Genomic DNA, 17,374 nt, shown 5'->3' with positions numbered 1-17,374 from the left:
GCGTGTTCAGCATGGTTTAAACCACCTGATACTGTAAACGCGCCAGATCTTGAATATCACGTAATAATTTACGTTTGCTAAATACCATGCCCCATGAACTGCCACCAAGTTGACGCCAAAGGTGTGCCATTTGTAAGCCTGTAAAAAGCGAAGCTCGAATTCGGTTGGTATGTGCAGAATCCTTAAATGCTTCTGCATTGCCACGTACCATAATGCGCGGGTTAATTTGTCCCGCAGTATCGACATAGGTTTGCGCTAAATTGGCAATAATACTGGGATGCAAATAGTTATGATCAAAAAATGAAAGTTGTTTTAAGATTTTTTGCTGCGATTGCTCAATAATTTCGACGTATTTAGGATTGCGATATACTTTTTTTTCTAATTGTAAGAGTGCCATCGCATATGACATAGGTAATTTGGTATTGGATAATTTAGGTAAACGCGATTTAGGGGCGGTATTAAAAGGTTGGTTGATGCAGCTTTCTAGCGTTTTTAAACCCAAAGAAATATCGGCCAAATGATTAAAAAAATCTAAAGTTTGCAAACTGTGATTGTTACTTGGACGGATATTTAAACTGGCTTTAATCATTTGCTCAAAATAAAAGTTACCGCTTTCACCAATACTTTGTCGGCCTGTGAGTGCAGTCATGTGCGTGAGCTGGGTGGCTTGAAACACACCCGCTAACGCCAAGGCACGATTTTGGCGAATATTCAGAGTTGGTGACTGTTGAAACGGTAACTCTGTCATCCGAAACAATCCTTAAATAAAATCGGGTTTAGGTGCATTGGTATGGTGAATCACACCACCACCTAAACACACTTCGCCTGAATAGAATACGACACTTTGACCAGGAGTGACTGCGCGTTGTGGCTCATCAAATTCCACACGTACGCCGCCAGGCATGCTGTCATCATTGAAAATCACACAATCTTGATCATCTTGGCGATAGCGAGTGCGGCAAGTACAACGGAAGCCCGATGCTGGAATTTCTTGTTCACCTGCCACCCAATCAATTGCTTCGCTCCATAAAATAGTGCTTTGCATGAGTTGATGTTCATGACCTTGACCAATCACTAATTGATTGTTTTCAATATCTTTATGCAGGACAAACCATGCTCCTTCGGCAACGCCTTTTAAGCCACCAATGCCAATCCCACCACGCTGACCGAGCGTATAGTACATTAAGCCGTGATGCTCACCAACCTCTTTGCCATTGTCTAAAACAATTTTTCCAGCTTGAGCAGGTAAATATTGTTTTAAGAAATCATTAAAGCGACGTTCGCCAATAAAACAAATCCCTGTCGAGTCTTTTTTCTTGGCGGTGACTAAATCTAGTTCTTCGGCAATTTTTCGGACTTGCGGTTTTTCAATTTCACCCACTGGGAACAAGGTTTTGTTAATTTCACGACCATGTACGGCATGCAAGAAATAGGTTTGATCTTTATTTTTATCTAAACCACGTAATAGTGGAGCGTAGGCTTCGCCTTTGGCGTTGTACTGCGTTTCACCACGACGAGCGTAGTGCCCTGTGGCAATAAAATCTGCACCCAAATTCATGGCATGATCTAAAAAGGCACGGAACTTAATTTCTTTATTGCATAAAATATCTGGGTTTGGCGTGCGTCCTGCCGCATATTCGGCAAGAAAATGCTCAAACACTCTGTCCCAATATTCCATCGCAAAGTTGGCTGTATGCAATTTAATGCCTAGCTTGTCGCACACCGCTTGCGCATCGGCAAGGTCTTCCATCGCGGTGCAATATTCAGTGCCGTCATCTTCTTCCCAGTTTTTCATGAAAAGCCCTTCAACCTGATAACCTTGTTGAAGTAGAAGTGCAGCAGAAACAGATGAATCTACACCACCTGACATACCGACGATGACACGTTGTTGCATAGGATTAGGCATCCAAATTAGAAATCAAGGGAGAATTTTGGTGCTCGTAAATGAGCGATAAAGGATAAGACTGACCATTGAGCGCATCTTGCACCGCTTTCAGTACCAACGGACTACGGGCACGTGCCGATTCAGCCAGTTCATCTGCAGACATCCACACGGTACCGATAATATCGGAATCGAGCTGGGCTTGCACATCATGTTGCAGCGCTTCGGCTAGAAAGCAGAAACGGTAATAGGTGCGGTCAGGAAACATGGGCGGAGTATAGCTATAAATACCAAGTAATGCATTAATTTTAACCAGATGCCCAGTTTCTTCCATGGTTTCACGTACTGCGGCTTCAATTAAGCTTTCGCCTGCTTCAACATGCCCTGCAGGCTGATTAAACACGCTATGCGTTACACCTTCTGTATGTTCTTCAACAAACAGGAATTTTCCGTTTTTTTCGATAACGGTGGCAACAGTAACGTGAGCAGTCCAAGCGGTCATTGAAAAGCACCATGGGGTAAAACGCATATTCTACAAAATTTAGGGGGATGTGGCTATGTTGAAAGGGGGGATTTCTTTAAAACTGTAAATATCCTTTAATGTCGTTGTAGAGAGTTATAAAGAATACTTTGTTATTTGATTCATTTGGTGATGTTGGATTGTGATCTCATTTGGGCTAGATATTATTGCCAAAGTCAAAGCTATGCAATAAAAAGGCAAATATTGACCGTAAAGCTTTGTATAAAACCCTACGTCAAGACCAGCCTCTTGAGCGGATATTATTAATCGTGTCGTTCATTCACTGGGTTTAAAATAATGCTACAAAATAGGTCATTCCGATATTGCAGCAACTAGAAAGAACTTTGAGAGGGGATTATTGATAATTCCCCGCAACTTTTACATAGTGCCGTGCAGAATAAGCTAAAAACTCCTTTTCCTTGTCGGTTAGAGGACGAACTTTTTGCACAGGACTACCCATGTACAAATAACCGCTTTCCAAAACCTTGTTGGGTGGAACAAGCGAACCTGCGCCAATCATCACATCATCTTCAACAACGACGTCATCTAAAATAATCGTGCCAATTCCCACCAAAACACGATTACCAATCGTGCAGCCATGTAATTTCACATGATGACCAATCGTCACGTCTTCACCAATTATTAAAGGTGAACCTTCAGGTTTATCGGCTTTTTTATGGCTAACGTGCAGCATGGCATGATCTTGCACATTGGAATTTTGACCAATCCGAATATGATTGACATCACCACGAATCACGGCAAAAGGCCAAACCGATACATTGGCAGCCAAATGCACATCACCTATCACAATTGACAATTCATCTACATAACAGCTTGCGTCAATTTTTGGAGTGTGCTCTAAATAAGCACGCACATTTTTTTTCATAATGCATAAATCTTTAGTTTATAAATTTGGATTGAAGGCAGTATAAAATAAAAAAGCACACATGCGGGTCATGTGTGCTTTGCGCTTTAGTCTAAGGTATAAATCTTAGAATAAGTTGCTAAAGAATTGTTTGATATGGTCTAACATACGTGCGAAGAAACCAGCTTCTTCCACTTCTTGCAACGCCACCAATGGTTTTTCAGCAATCACTTTACCATCTAAAGTCGCTACATATTTACCAATCACCTGACCTTTTTTCAAAGGCGCAGTCAATTTAGGTTGAACCACCAATTGGGTTTTAATTTGGTTGGCTTTGCCTTTTGGCATGGTCACGTTAAAGTTTTCTGGTAAACCAATTTGTACTTCTTTGCTTTTACCGTACCATACTTTGGCTTTAGCCAAGACTTGGTTGGCAGGCTGTACACGTACAGTTTCGTAGTTTGCATAACCCCAAGCCAGTAATTCACGGGTTTGAGTTGCACGAGCCTGCATGGTAGGCGCACCAAAAATTACCGAAATTAAACGCATTGGGCCACGTTTAGCTGAAGTGGTTAAGCAGAAACCTGCTTCGTTAGTATGACCTGTTTTTAGACCATCTACGCTTGGGTCGGTATATAACAGGGCATTACGGTTGCCTTGTTTAATTCCATTAAAAGAAAATTCTTTTTCAGAATAAATTGGGTAGTATTTTGAGCTGTCATGGATGATGTGCTGCGCCAAAGTTGCCATATCTTTTGCAGTAGAAAAGTGACCTTCGGCAGGCATACCCGTAGAGTTCATAAACTGGGTGTTGTTCATGCCAATACGTTTGGCTTCTTCATTCATCATGTGAACGAACGTGCCTTCATTACCTGCAATGTGCTCAGCCATGGCTTTAGAGGCATCATTGCCTGATTGCACAATAATACCGCGTAGCATTTCAAGTACAGTGGCTGTGCCATTTAAAGGAACGTACATACATGATTCTGTACTGCTACCACGACACCATGCAGATTCATTCATGCGGACTTGTTCATCTTCCGTGAGTTCACCCTTTAATAACTTTTGTTCAATGATGAAACTGGTCATCATTTTAGTCATAGAGGCAGGGGCGAGTTTTTCGTTTTCATTTTTTGAAGCTAAAATTTGTCCCGTCTCATAATCCATCAAAACGTATGATTTGTTATTGAGTTCTGGTGGTGTGGCTAAGACAGTTGCTGCATAAGAAAAGCTTGGTAATAGTAATAATGCAGCAAGGGCGCTTTTTCGGGTCATTCTAAGGGGTTCCAATACTTGATGTATGCACAAAGAGCTAGCATTTTAGGGCAAAGCTCAGCCGACTTCTATGGGAGATATCGGCTTATTGATAAAAGTATTGTAACCAAATTGTATTATCGGCTATATGCTGTCAATTCTTGGCAAATTGCTTTGTTTTTGGCTGTTCCAGCCGCTTTGGCATCTGCACGTGCTTCTTTTAAAATAGGTTGAAAGCTTTTTTGCTTGCTGAGTTTATTTAATGCTGTAACAGCGTCTTTTTCTTTAGGCATATATTCTTGTGCAAGTTGCGCATAACCTTGATTAAACTTGGCTTTATCTGTTACCAATGCAGGGCAAACTTCAGATAATACATAAATAGCCGCTAATTCTTGCTGAGTCACCTGTTGTAATGGTGTGACTTCAATATTTTCTTCTTGTGCCATTGCTGCTTGGCTTAAACCTAAACTCAGTGCAATTGCACCCAAAACTTGAACTGTACGTGATTTTTTAAAGCCAGAAAATGAAGCAGAAAATTGCATATAAATTACCTTAAATATGGTTTGAGCTGAATCATGTGATTCATTTAAGTGTTTATAAGATTAAACATTTATTTTGTAATTGAAAGAGTGAAAATGTATTAAAGCTGTGTGATTCAAACATCAATCATGTAGAAAAGTGGAGCTTTGCTTTGAAATCAGGAAAGTCTGGATGTGTTGTAGGTTATACGTGCGTAACAAGAAAATAAGGCAAACTTGAAAAGTTTGCCTTATTAGAAAAAGATTCAATCGTAATTTAAATCACTTGATTTATAGTGCTAATTCTAAAGCTTCTAGACATACTGCTTTTTGTTCATCGGCACTGGTATCTTTAGCGGCTTGACGTGCTTCGGTTAAAACTGATTGATATTCTGTATCGGCCTGTAATTTTGCAAGTGTCATGCTGCTATCAGAATAATCTTGTAAATAGGTTTGAATCAACGCTTGAATGTTACTGTCTAATTTTGCATTTTTGCCAATCAGCGCAGGGCACATTTCAGTCATGACTTGTGCTGCAGCAACATCTTCCTTAATAATGGTATTGGCTTCTTCAGCAGTTAGATCTTCTGCAATTACAGACTGCGTTAATACAGCAGCAAAACCTAGACTCAATAAACGACGAAATGGCAAAGCTAAAATCATGAGAATCACATATATTTTTGGATGGATGTTAGGCGCTAAATATATATAATCTTTTGTATATTTCAATGAAATGTGCTGATCAGTCATTTTGTTGTCGTGTGCTTATTAAATGTGCTTAGGCATGAATTAGTCACAAACAAGTTTAAGATTGAAGCGACATTGCTATATTTTAGTATATAACCTTTATATTTGTTTTATTTGAGATTTTTCTGTGAATATTTTGATAGCCAATGATGATGGCGTGTTTGCACCCGGTATTCAAGCTTTGGCGCAAGCCCTAAAACCTTTGGGTCGTGTGGTGATTGTCGCACCCGAAAGTGAACGCAGTGGTTTTTCGAGTGCACTGACTTTAGACCGACCATTACGCCCTGTGCAAATTGCTGAAGATGTCTGGGCAGTGAATGGCACACCTGCAGACTGTGTCTATTTGTCCATGAATGGATTGTTCGATTTCGAATTTGATTTAGTGGTCAGCGGCATTAATAGCGGTGCAAATCTGGGTGATGATGTGCTCTACTCAGGAACAGTCGGTGCTGCATTTGAAGGGCGTTTGATGAAACAGCCTGCGATTGCGGTATCGCTTGCAGGGCATAATGTACGTGCTTATCAGCATCCACAAGATTATATGCAGGCCGCACAATGGGTGCATGACTTTATTGCTCAAGGTTTGCCAAGTTTACCTGCGCGACATATTTTTAATGTGAATATTCCAGATGTGCCTGTGTTGCAGGGCATAAAAGTAACGTATCAAGGGCAACGTACCCAGTCCAAACCTATTACCAGTCAGGTCGATCCGCGAGGACGTCAAGTATTTTGGATTGGTTTGTCGGGCGAGGCAGTGGCTGCACCGAAAAAAGGCTTAACGGAAATTGAGTCCGATTTTTTTGCTGTGGCGAATGGCTATGTCAGCGTGACACCAATTCAAATGGATGCGACCAATTATGAGGTTTTACAAAGCTTGCACAGTCAATTTTCCTCTATTGGCTAACTAATGTTATAACTTTGTGAAAAAATAACTTGTAATTCTCATTGCAAGGACTTTTTTGCTACTCTTAGCGCAATAATAGAAATATTTTGAATTTATAGAGAGGAAAGAATGCCCGTGGTGTTTCAATATCGTTTATTTAGTACACCAACAGCATTGTTGAAAACCTTAGTGTTATCAAGTGCTATTGTTGTGTTGAGTGGTTGTGCCTCTAAACCTCAAATAAATAATTCTGCACGTTTTGCCACAGCGCCGAATTTTTATACTGTACGTTCAGGTGATACTTTAAGTGGTATTGCGGCACGTTATGGATTGAGCTACCTCAGCATTGCAGAAATGAATGATATTGCACCACCGTATCGTATTTATGTCGGGCAGTCTATTCGCCTGAAAAGCGGTAATGCACCTCGCACCACAACCACGCGCCCTGTAACGCAGGCGGCACCAATTCAGCGTCAGACAGTCACTTTACCAACTACACCCACACCTGCACCTGTGATTTCGTCCACAACAACGACCACGAGCTCTTCATCACCAGCAACTCCTGTACGCAGTAGTAGCCTGCGTTGGGTGAAACCATCGCAAGGTGCAGTAATTGAGCATTTTAATTTAGCAAATAATGTTAAGGGTATTCGTTACGGTGGCAATGTGGGCGATCCAATTTATGCCGCTGCCGATGGCCAAGTGGTTTATGCAGCCGATGGTCTGAAAGAATATGGTAATTTAGTTTTAATTAAACATGTTGATGGTTACATTACTGCTTATGCGCATAACAGTAAGATGAATGTCAGCAGTGGTCAGAATGTGACTGCAGGTCAAAAGATTGCCGAAATGGGTTCTTCAGGTGCAACACGGACCATGCTGGAGTTTCAGGTGCGTTTAGATGGTAAGCCAATCAATCCGACTAATGTTTTACCAATAAATTAAATTTTGCAAATACAAAACATAAATTTCACCGTATAATACAATAAGTTGCTTTTATCGATAGATAAGGGCCACGACTATAATTTTAGAGGGAATTTATGTTAGATCAACTCCGAGCAATGGGTGTATTTGCTTGTGTTGTTGAAAAAAGCTCGTTTAGCGGTGCAGCGCGTGATTTAGGGATCACCACCAGTGCCGTCAGTCAACAAATCCGTTCATTAGAACAAGAAATGGAAGTCACACTCCTGCATCGTTCTACTCGAAAACTGAGTTTGACTGAAGCAGGACAAGCTTTTTTCCACAGCTGTCAAGAAATGCTTGCCGCTGCTGAGCGTGGTAAAATACGCATTAATGAATTAAGAGATGATTTGGTGGGTGATTTAAGAATTGCCACCACGCCAGAATTAGGCGCGAACCATGTGATTCCCGCACTTTCTCATTGGCTATCTGCCCATCGTGGCTTATCTGTGCATTTAGAAACCGACAATCAACACATTGACCTGATTGATGGTCGCATTGATATTGCGCTGCGTATGAGTCCCAAAATTGAAGATCAAAACCAGCATGTGATTCCAATTGTACATGTAGATCAGGTTTTAGTGGCATCTCCAAGTTATTTGAATCAGACCGCGCCGATTTCACGTCCTGAGGATTTAAAAAATCATGATCTAATTCCATTAACGATCATGAAGAATTTTCAGCATTTAAGTTTTCAGCACGTGACTCGTGATGAAAATGTCAGTATTGAAATGGGATCACGGTTATCGACCAATAATGTTTTGGTGTCTAAATCGTTATGTATGCAGGGGCATGGTATTGCTCGTATTTTACATTTAGATATTCAAAAAGAATTATTGAACGGTGGTTTGGTTGAAGTTTTGCCTGAGTGGAAATTACCTGCATTTGCTTTGTATGCAATCATTTCTAAGCATGAGCAACAACCCATGAAAGTACAGCGTTGTTTGGAAGCCTTAAAACAATATTTTTCTCAATTGCCGGGTGGGCGAATGTTTCAAGAAGCATCTTAATTGAATGTTGATAGTGTGCTTGATTATTTAGTTAGCAAAAAGCCGCAGTTTCAACTGCGGCTTTTTCGGTAGGGCATAGAATTTATGCCAAGAATTTTTTAATCATGCTGACCAAGCGCTCAATTAATTGATCTGCCTGAGCTTGAGTAATATTTAATGTTGGCAATAAACGCACCACAGAACCTGCAGTGACGTTAATAATCATTTTGTACTCATCACGGGCAATATCGACCAATTCTGCACATGGTTTTGCTAATTCAATACCAATCATCAAACCAAAGCCACGCACACTTACATTTTGATCTGCAAGTTGTTGACGCAATTGTTCCACAATATAGCCGCCCATCTTTGCTGCATTTTCTATAAGGTTTTCTTTCTGAATGGTATCAATCACGGTATAAACGACACGTGAACCAAGCGCGCTACCGCTATAGGTAGAGCCATGATTTCCTGCGGTAAGAACGCCTACACCGCGACCTTGCGTCATCACCGCACCAATTGGAAAACCATTGCCCAAACCTTTGGCTGTGGTCAGTACGTCAGGCACAATATTGGTGTGCTGATAAGCAAAGAATTTACCTGTACGACCATTACCTGTTTGTACTTCATCCAGCATCATCAGCCAGTTGTGTTGATTACAAATACGACGGATGTCTTCTAGGTAGCTAAAGCCTTGTGGTGCAGTATTGACTCCACCTTCGCCCTGAATCGGCTCGACTAAAATAGCTACAATATCAGGATACTGAATCGCAGCTTCTTCAATGGCTTCGACATCACCAAAAGGCACACGAATAAAACCTTCAACCAAAGGTGCAAAACCTTCCTGAACTTTCTTATTGCTTGTTGCAGATAGAGTTGCCAAGGTACGACCATGGAAAGAATGATCGGCAACAATGATTTTAGGGTTAGCAACGCCTTGCATGTGACCAAACTTACGTGCAATTTTAATTGCACCTTCGTTGGATTCTGCACCACTGTTGGAGAAGAACACTTCTTCCATGCCTGCAACTTGAGCCAGTTTTTGTGCAGCAGCAGTCTGCCATGGCACTTCAAACAAGTTACTGGTGTGAATTAAAGTAGCCGCCTGATCGGCAATTGCTTCGGTAATTGCAGGGTGTGCGTGACCTAAACCACATACGGCAATGCCTGTAAGTGCATCTAAATATTCTGTGCCATCTTCAGTATAAAGATAAGAACCTCGACCGCGGACAAAGCTGATCGGCTGACGGCCAAATACAGGCATCAAATGTGATGGTTGATCAGTTTGCACAGGAGCAAGGGTAATGTTATTCATGACTAACTCTTATCTGTTAGGTTGGAAGGAAAAACTTATATAAGCAAAATCTACTGCAGATGGAAAGCCTAATTGTAAATAAAATTGGATTTATTGCTTTAGACGTACTGTTTTGCTCGGTTTTGGGTATAATGCCCCATAGATGAGTTGAGGATTTACCAATGACTGAACAAGTACGCGATACCGAAGCGTTAATTCGTGAACAAATTGCTAAACATGCTGTTCTTCTTTATATGAAAGGCACACCACAATTTCCACAATGCGGTTTTTCTGCGCGCGCAGTAGAAGCACTCAGTCAAATTGGTCGTCCTTTTGCCTATGTGAATATTTTAGAAAACCAAGATATTCGTACCACTTTGCCAAAAATTGCGAACTGGCCAACATTCCCACAATTGTGGATTAATGGCGAGCTCATTGGTGGTAGCGATATTATGTTGGATATGTTCCAAAAAGGTGAGTTAAAGCCTTTAGTTGAGCAATACAGCCCAGCACCTGAAGCTTAAAGTATTGGATTTGAGTCAAATCAGACCCAAGTGATCCATACAAAAAAGTTGATATAAAAAAAGCGCCAAGGCGCTTTTTTTATATCTAGAAATAACTTGAATAACTGACTTGAATCACTACGCTTAGTCTACTACAGAACTTTCTGTTGTAAATTCAGACGTTTCAGCTGACTCTGCAGTGACTTGATCCGAAGGTGCTGTATTAGATGATTCAGCTGTTTTCTGTTTTTTCTTGGCTTTCTGCGCTTTGTCCTTTTTCTCTGGGTCTTTTTTGTCCTTTTCTTTCTTGGACTTTTTCTTCGGCTCTTCTTCAATTTCAGCGCCATCTTCAATGGCTTGCCAATATTCAAGTTGTTCCATGACTGCAGCGTAAATTGAACCTTTGCTGTAACGTCCTTTTTTAGTGAGTTTACCCACAGGACGTGCCATTAAAATTTCTAAGGCTTGGTCAATGGTATCAATAGCGTGAATGTGGAACTGACCTTGTTCTACAGCTTCAATTACATCTTTACGCAACATGAGGTGCTGCATATTTTGACGTGGAATAATCACACCTTGCTTACCCGTTAAACCTTGTAGCTTACAGGCATCAAAGAACCCTTCAATTTTTGCGTTCACGCCACCAATGGGCTGCACCTGACCAAGTTGGTTCATCGAACCTGTAATGGCCCAAGATTGATCAATAGGTAACTGGCTAATCGCTGAAATTAACGCCGAGAGTTCTGCCACCGTTGCGCTGTCACCATCGACCTGACCATAGCTTTGTTCAAAGGCGAGGGCAGCAGAAAAATGCAAAATTTGTTCACGGCCAAAATGCGCTTTTAAGAAACTGGCCATTAACAATACGCCTTTGGCATGTAAAGAACCGCCAAGTTCTACACTGCGTTCAATATCTAAAATATCGCCACCACCTTGGTAGACTGAAGCTGTTAAGCGTGAAGGTAAGCCAAATTCGACATCAGCATAGTGAATCACTGACAAGGCATTAATTTGCCCTAAACGATGTCCACGTGTTTCGATTAACTGCGTACCGCGAGATAAATCTTGCCAGTACAGTTCTCTTAAATAGCCTAAGCGATATTTGCGATGATCGAGCGCAGTATTGATATGTTGTTCGGAAACAGTTTTATCACCTGCCTGTGCTGCATGGTGATGTGACTCGCGAATTAAATCCCCCAAGGTGAGGGCATGTAAGGAAAGTGAGCTTTGATCTTCAGCTTGACGGCTTGAGTCAGTAAGTAATGCTGCCAAAGCAGAACGGTCAAAGGGCAATAATTTGTCAGATTGCACATAGTCGGCAATCAGTTGCATATAAGCCTGCTCGTTTTCGTCATTACGTTGTAATGTATCGGTAAAATCGGCACGGATTTTAAAAACGCTGCCCAGTTCGGGTTCTAGCTCTAAAATTTCATAATAAATTTCAGGTTCTGCCAGTAAAATCACTTTAATATTGAGTGGAATGGCTTGCGGTTCAATGGAAATGCTGCCTGTTAAGGTCAGCATGTGCTCCAAAGATGAAAGTTTCAACTGCCCTGACTTTAAGGCACGTTTCAGTCCTTGCCATGCATAAGGTTGTTCCAGTAATTGCTCTGCTTCGAGCATCAAAAAGCCGCCATTGGCTTTGTGTAAGCTGCCTGCACGAATTAAGGTAAAGTCAGTGGTGATGGTGCCGTTTTGCGTGAGTTGTTCCACATGCCCCAATAAATTGTAATGGGTTGGAAAATCTTCAAAAATAACAGGTACACCGCTGTTGGGTTTGTGAGTGACAATAATATTGGCTTGATAGCGTGCAGGAATGCGGCTAAAGGTACCTGGACGAAAATCATCCTCTTCCTGTTCTAAAACAAACTCGACATTATTTATGATGTCTTCGGCATAGTATTGTAAATATTCAGTCAAACCTTCGACGCTAGGATATTTATTTTGAATAATATCAATACGTGGCATCACCACTTGTTTGGCAATATCACGGTTCAGGTCTTGCACTTTGTCACGTGCATCATCTTCTAAATCACCTAAATGCAAACCTAAACGCTCCAATTTTTTATTCATATAACGAATATTGGACGCAATTTCTGCTCGGGTTTTACTGTCTAAAGCATTGATATCTTCCTTAGACATTTCTTGCATTTTGTCATTTTTAAGATGCACAGGTACGAAGCAATGTTCATCTTCCTGCGCAATCAGTTTTAAATCGAGTTCTTCACCCTCACTAGTCAGCTCAATCAAGGCTTGTTGTTGTTCATCTCCCGCTTGTTGACGAATCATTTCAATGCGGTTGTGATAGGTTTCTGCTGTAAAACGACGTTCAAGTTGCTTTAAAATAGTTTGCCAAGTTTGATGTAACAAGCTTTGGAATTTAGGCGCTTGACCTGCAGGAAGTTGTAAGGCAATTGGTTGGCGCGGGTGTTTGAAGTTATTGACATAGACCCAGTCATTTGGAGTTGGCATGCTCTTAGCATGTTGCTGTAGCAAACGCTTGACCATGGTGCGTTTGCCTAATCCTGCTGTACCTACTGCAAAAATATTATAGCCAGAATATGGCAGGGCAATACCTGCTTCCACCGAAGCACGTGCCCGATCTTGTCCTAAAAAATTATTCAGTGGTTTAATGCGTCGGGTCGAAGCGGGAATGTTAGCGTAATTTGGAATATGGGTGAGTTGTGCTGCTTTAAGTCGCGTATTTTCTAAGGTGGTTTGTATTTCGCTTTGTTCAAAGGCAGAGCTGAGAAGCGGTTGTTGTGCGTCTGGCACTGCTGTTGTTGTGTTAGTTGTCAATGATGGGTTGATTTGATCAAGTCTTTGGGTCACTGTAGAAATCCAAAACGAAATAGTGCAGTTAGAAGTTTAAAGGTATACAGGTTTAAGCGGAAAATTCAAGCTAAGCCGTAATTTTTACTACAAAATGACAAGGCTGTTGTGCATAATTTCATAAATACTGTTGAAACAGAAGCTATTCCGCGATTGAATAACAACACTTTGACTTGATAGAAAATAATAATCGAATGACCACACAACAGACTGGGCAAACTTCAGCACAAAATACAGGGTGGAAAGCAGCATTTACGGCATTTTTAGACCGTCGTGCGCTGATTATGCTGTTTTTGGGCTTCTCTGCAGGTATTCCAATTTTACTGATTTTTTCCAGTCTATCCTTATGGTTGGGCGAAGCAGGCATTGATAAAAGTGCTGTGACTTTCTTTAGCTGGGCCGCTTTGGGTTATTCCTTTAAATTTGTCTGGGCGCCATTAATTGATGAATTACCCGTACCCTATTTAACTAAAAAACTGGGGCGTCGTCGGGCATGGCTGCTTATTGCCCAATGTTTAATTGTCTGTGCAATTGCGGTGATGGCATTTTCTGACCCAGCTTTGGGACAGGCGCATTTATATCAAATGGCATTCGGTGCAGTATTGCTCGGTTTTTGTGCTGCTACGCAAGATATTGTGATTGATGCATACCGTATCGAATTGGCTGAAACTCAAATGCAAACCGTGTTGGCATCGACCTATAACGCGGGCTATCGCATTGGGATGATTGTCGCAGGGGCAGGTGCTTTATTTTTGGCAGCCTCGTTAGGTACAGCCAAAGGCAACTATATTTATAGTGCATGGAAAATTACCTATTTGGCGATGGCTGCGGTGATGCTGATTGGCATTATCACGACTTTGGTGATTCGTGAACCGCAAGTGAATCGGGTCAGCAAGCATTATCAACGACGTGACTATTTTCGTCTAGTTGCAGTGTTTTTTGTTGCGGTACTGAGTTTTGTGTTGTGTTATGTCTTCTCGGGTAATTTAACCGAAGCCTTAAAACAACAATTCCAACTCAAAGATGCATTTTTATTATTTTCTATAGAAGCTTTACGATTTATTGCATCGGGTGTGGCGGCTGTAGGTGTGGGCACAATTTTAGTCAAATTGGGCGCAGTCAATAAACAGATGGCATTTGAAACATGGGTGTATCCTGTCGCAGATTTCTTTAAACGCTACGGCATGAAACTGGCACTGGTGTTATTACTCTTGATTGGTTTTTATCGAGTTTCAGACATTATTGCAGGTGTAATTTCCAATGTGTTCTATCAGGATTTGAACTTTAGCAAAGAACAAATTGCCGAAGCGGTTAAGGTTTATGGGGTCATTTTCAGTTTAGTGGGTGGCTTCTTGGGCGGTTTACTGGCACAGCGTATGAACATTATGAAATTAATGTTTGTTGGCGCGGTGTTGGCATCATCCACCAACCTTATTTTTATTGGTCTGGTGAAGTCAGGACAGCAACTGAGCGATGTGCAAGTTTCTGTGGGGCAGCAACAATATCAAACCCAGGCCGATGAAGTTGGATATTGGAAAGTGGCTGTGCCTAGTCAGGTTTTAGCAACACAGGATGAAATTCAGGTACGTGCGCAATACCAAACGGGCGATACACCGTCACGTTTAGTGTCGATGCCGTATTTGCACCAAACTGAGATTGAAACTGCACAACTCCAGTTTTTACCACTGACTTCGGATAATCGTATTAGCGAAAATGAAGCCAGCAACAGTATTGTCGTACGTGGGCAATATGCAGGGCCTGCCTTAACTGAACAGCAAAAAATTGTACTACAGCTAGATGGGCAAAGTTTTGATGCTAAACTGGATGCGCAAGGAATTTTTACAGCAGCGATTGCAGGACAGCTTTTAGCAGACTCACCAAGTAAACAATTGCAAGCCGTATTATTGAATGGGCAGAAAACAACACAACAACACAGTCAAACGTATCAGGTCGATTTAAACTCACATGAAGCCAATGCTTTGGATGTAGATATCCAGCCTTTGCCGATCGTTCAATTATCTTCAAACAATATGGTTGAAATTCAGGGCAAGGTGATTAAGCCATATAGTACAGCATGGTTATATTTTGCCATTATTGTCGATAACTTGGCTTCAGGTTTGGCAGGTGCAGCTTTTATCGCTTTTTTATCGAGTTTAACCAGTGTATCATTTACCGCGGTTCAATATGCGATTTTTAGCTCACTTATGACCCTGACCCCTAAGATTTTAGGCGGCTATTCGGGTACTATAGTGACAAATATTGGTTATCCGAACTTTTTCCTTATGACCACTTTAATTGGAATACCTATTCTAATTTTAGTGGTGTGGGTGGCAAAACTGTTGGGTGAGCATCAACATACAAGCAAAACCGATTGAACAAAAGGATGAATGTCATGCGCATGCTACATACTATGTTACGTGTAGGTAATTTAGAGCAATCATTAAAATTTTATACAGAAGTTTTAGGTATGACTTTGCTCCGTAAGCGTGATTACGAAGAAGGTCGTTTTACTCTTGCTTTTGTAGGTTATGGCGATGAAGAAAATCATACCGTTTTGGAGCTGACCCATAACTGGGATACAGACAGCTATGATTTGGGTAATGGCTATGGTCATATTGCAATTGGGGTAGAAGATGCCTACAAAGCATGTGAAGAAATTAAAGCGCGTGGTGGCAATGTGATACGTGAAGCAGGGCCAATGAAAGGTGGCGTGACGGTCATTGCATTTGTTGAAGACCCAGATGGTTATAAGGTTGAACTGATCCAGCAAGATCAGAACGCACGCAATAACTAGGTCTTTATCTGTGCAGCAGTAAAAAAGAAACCTTTATGGCACAATAAATTGAATATCGTTCAGTATTGATTTTAAAAATATTGAACATCACCTGAAAATACTCGCTTTTTGAATAGAGCTCAGTAATATACCTTTATCGAAAGGTGAAAATTACTGGGCTTTTTTTGCAACAGTAAAAAATATACAGGATGTATTTATGTTGAAGTTATTGGCATTGGACCGTTTTACCATTCTTTTGTTTGTGATGGTGATCCTCGCCAGTGTCGTGCCTGTGTCAGGGCAGGCCGCCGAAGTTTTTAGTGTGATTACGACTGTTGCTATTGCGATTTTGTTCTTTTTGCATGGGGCGAAATTATCACGTGAAGCCGTAATTCAAGGCATGATGCATTGGAAATTGCATGCGTTGGTATTTACTTTTACCTTTGCGTTATTCCCGATTTTAGGTTTGCTAGCAAAGCCAATTTTAGTGCCAATGCTTGGGCAGGAATTGTACTGGGGCTTTTTGTTCATGTGCTTTTTGCCTTCAACCGTGCAATCTTCAATTGCCTTTACTTCAGTGGCAAAAGGCAATGTTGCCAGCGCAGTCTGCAGTGCGTCTTTTTCTAATTTAATTGGGATGTTTATTACCCCAGTTTTAGTAGGAATCTTTATTTTAGGTCAGTCTGCACACGGTTTTGACCCGATAAACTCGATTATTCAAATTACGTTATTGTTATTAGTGCCATTTATCTTGGGGCAATTATTACGTCCTTATGTTTTTCCACAGATGCTGAAATTGCCAAAATTGGTCAAGGTGTTTGATCAGGGTTCGATTTTGATGGTGGTTTATGGCGCATTTAGTGGGGCAGTGGTAGCAGGGTTGTGGCATCAAGTCAGTGGCATGACTTTATTGCTTTTGATTATTGCCTGCTCAGTGTTATTGACCCTTGTGATGTGGTTGGCGTGGGTTGTACCACAATGGTTGGGTTTTGCACGTGAAGATCAAATCGCCGCATTTTTTTGTAGCTCCAAAAAAACCTTGGCCAGTGGTGTACCCATGGCGCAAATTTTATTTATTGGGCAGCCTTTGGGGATGATTGTTTTACCCATCATGATTTTCCATCAAATTCAGTTAATGGTGTGTGGCGTGATTGCCAATTATCTTGAGAAGCAGCCAGATTCGATTGAAACGCAAGAATTAAATAACTAAGAATAATTAGCTTTAAAAAATTTTATTCCGTATAATATTACGCAACTTGTTGTGCTTAGCTCTGACGGTATCCGTCTCGGTGGGCCAAAAGAATGGTCTGTTGTGGTGTTGGTCTGCTTTTAAAGCATGTCCTCGTTTTTTAAA

Annotated in this window: 16 protein-coding genes; 7 read left to right on the top strand and 9 right to left on the bottom strand. The window is 41.2% G+C overall.

Going from position 1 to position 17,374, the window contains the following annotated elements; all coding sequences use genetic code 11:
- Positions 1-16 precede the first annotated feature (16 nt).
- From hflD to B2W49_RS05395, 7 genes are all read right to left on the bottom strand, one after another.
- Positions 17-748, bottom strand: a complete 732-nt coding sequence (gene hflD / locus B2W49_RS05425) for a high frequency lysogenization protein HflD (protein ID WP_291335264.1) — start codon at positions 746-748, stop codon at positions 17-19.
- Positions 749-760: 12 nt separating this feature from the next.
- On the bottom strand, positions 761-1,894 hold the full coding sequence (mnmA, locus tag B2W49_RS05420) for a tRNA 2-thiouridine(34) synthase MnmA (protein WP_291335263.1): 1,134 nt from the start codon (positions 1,892-1,894) through the stop codon (positions 761-763).
- Between the two features lie 4 nt (positions 1,895-1,898).
- Positions 1,899-2,384 (bottom strand): NUDIX hydrolase, encoded by a 486-nt coding sequence (locus tag B2W49_RS05415; protein WP_291335261.1) that lies wholly within the window; start codon positions 2,382-2,384, stop codon positions 1,899-1,901.
- Positions 2,385-2,757: 373 nt separating this feature from the next.
- Complete coding sequence (locus B2W49_RS05410; protein ID WP_291335259.1) at positions 2,758-3,288, bottom strand: gamma carbonic anhydrase family protein; 531 nt, start codon at positions 3,286-3,288, stop codon at positions 2,758-2,760.
- Between the two features lie 105 nt (positions 3,289-3,393).
- The gene (dacC, locus tag B2W49_RS05405; RefSeq protein WP_291335257.1) at positions 3,394-4,542 is read right to left on the bottom strand and encodes a D-alanyl-D-alanine carboxypeptidase PBP5/6; all 1,149 of its coding nucleotides are present in this window, start codon (positions 4,540-4,542) and stop codon (positions 3,394-3,396) included.
- A 116-nt stretch (positions 4,543-4,658) separates the two neighbouring features.
- On the bottom strand, positions 4,659-5,063 hold the full coding sequence (locus tag B2W49_RS05400; RefSeq protein WP_168418188.1) for an MCR_0457 family protein: 405 nt from the start codon (positions 5,061-5,063) through the stop codon (positions 4,659-4,661).
- 267 nt (positions 5,064-5,330) lie between these two features.
- Positions 5,331-5,702 carry an MCR_0457 family protein gene (locus B2W49_RS05395; RefSeq protein WP_291335254.1) on the bottom strand — a complete coding sequence of 124 codons (372 nt, stop codon included), beginning with the start codon at positions 5,700-5,702 and terminating at the stop codon, positions 5,331-5,333.
- 211 nt (positions 5,703-5,913) lie between these two features.
- On the opposite strand from B2W49_RS05395, the gene surE reads away from it, so the two are divergent.
- From surE to B2W49_RS05380, 3 genes are all read left to right on the top strand, one after another.
- Positions 5,914-6,690 (top strand): 5'/3'-nucleotidase SurE, encoded by a 777-nt coding sequence (gene surE / locus B2W49_RS05390; protein WP_291335252.1) that lies wholly within the window; start codon positions 5,914-5,916, stop codon positions 6,688-6,690.
- Between the two features lie 108 nt (positions 6,691-6,798).
- Positions 6,799-7,614 carry a peptidoglycan DD-metalloendopeptidase family protein gene (locus B2W49_RS05385; protein WP_291335250.1) on the top strand — a complete coding sequence of 272 codons (816 nt, stop codon included), beginning with the start codon at positions 6,799-6,801 and terminating at the stop codon, positions 7,612-7,614.
- Between the two features lie 95 nt (positions 7,615-7,709).
- Entirely contained in the window at positions 7,710-8,639 is a 930-nt protein-coding gene (locus B2W49_RS05380) for a LysR family transcriptional regulator (protein WP_291335248.1), read from the top strand.
- Positions 8,640-8,721: 82 nt separating this feature from the next.
- On the opposite strand, the gene B2W49_RS05375 is transcribed toward B2W49_RS05380, so the two are convergent.
- A complete protein-coding gene (locus B2W49_RS05375; protein ID WP_291335246.1) occupies positions 8,722-9,933 on the bottom strand; it encodes an aspartate aminotransferase family protein in 1,212 nt (403 codons plus the stop codon).
- Positions 9,934-10,094: 161 nt separating this feature from the next.
- Here B2W49_RS05375 and grxD point away from each other — a divergent pair, with 161 nt between their 5' ends.
- A complete protein-coding gene (gene grxD / locus B2W49_RS05370; RefSeq protein ID WP_019837647.1) occupies positions 10,095-10,436 on the top strand; it encodes a Grx4 family monothiol glutaredoxin in 342 nt (113 codons plus the stop codon).
- A gap of 123 nt (positions 10,437-10,559) precedes the next feature.
- Here grxD and B2W49_RS05365 read toward each other — a convergent pair whose 3' ends face one another.
- The gene (locus B2W49_RS05365; RefSeq protein WP_414630582.1) at positions 10,560-13,247 is read right to left on the bottom strand and encodes a Lon protease family protein; all 2,688 of its coding nucleotides are present in this window, start codon (positions 13,245-13,247) and stop codon (positions 10,560-10,562) included.
- A 194-nt stretch (positions 13,248-13,441) separates the two neighbouring features.
- Between B2W49_RS05365 and B2W49_RS05360 the strand changes: the two genes are divergently transcribed.
- The 3 genes from B2W49_RS05360 (at position 13,442) to B2W49_RS05350 (ending at position 17,230) form a co-directional block, all read left to right on the top strand.
- Positions 13,442-15,622, top strand: a complete 2,181-nt coding sequence (locus tag B2W49_RS05360; RefSeq protein WP_291335244.1) for an AmpG family muropeptide MFS transporter — start codon at positions 13,442-13,444, stop codon at positions 15,620-15,622.
- Between the two features lie 17 nt (positions 15,623-15,639).
- A complete protein-coding gene (gene gloA, locus B2W49_RS05355; RefSeq protein ID WP_291335242.1) occupies positions 15,640-16,041 on the top strand; it encodes a lactoylglutathione lyase in 402 nt (133 codons plus the stop codon).
- 196 nt (positions 16,042-16,237) lie between these two features.
- Positions 16,238-17,230, top strand: coding sequence for a bile acid:sodium symporter family protein (locus B2W49_RS05350; protein ID WP_291335240.1), 993 nt, complete (start codon positions 16,238-16,240; stop codon positions 17,228-17,230).
- Positions 17,231-17,374: the final 144 nt, after the last annotated feature.

Source organism: Acinetobacter sp. UBA801 (assembly GCA_002296655.1).
Lineage (GTDB): Bacteria > Pseudomonadota > Gammaproteobacteria > Pseudomonadales > Moraxellaceae > Acinetobacter.
This window is presented reverse-complemented; position numbering and strand designations above follow the sequence as displayed.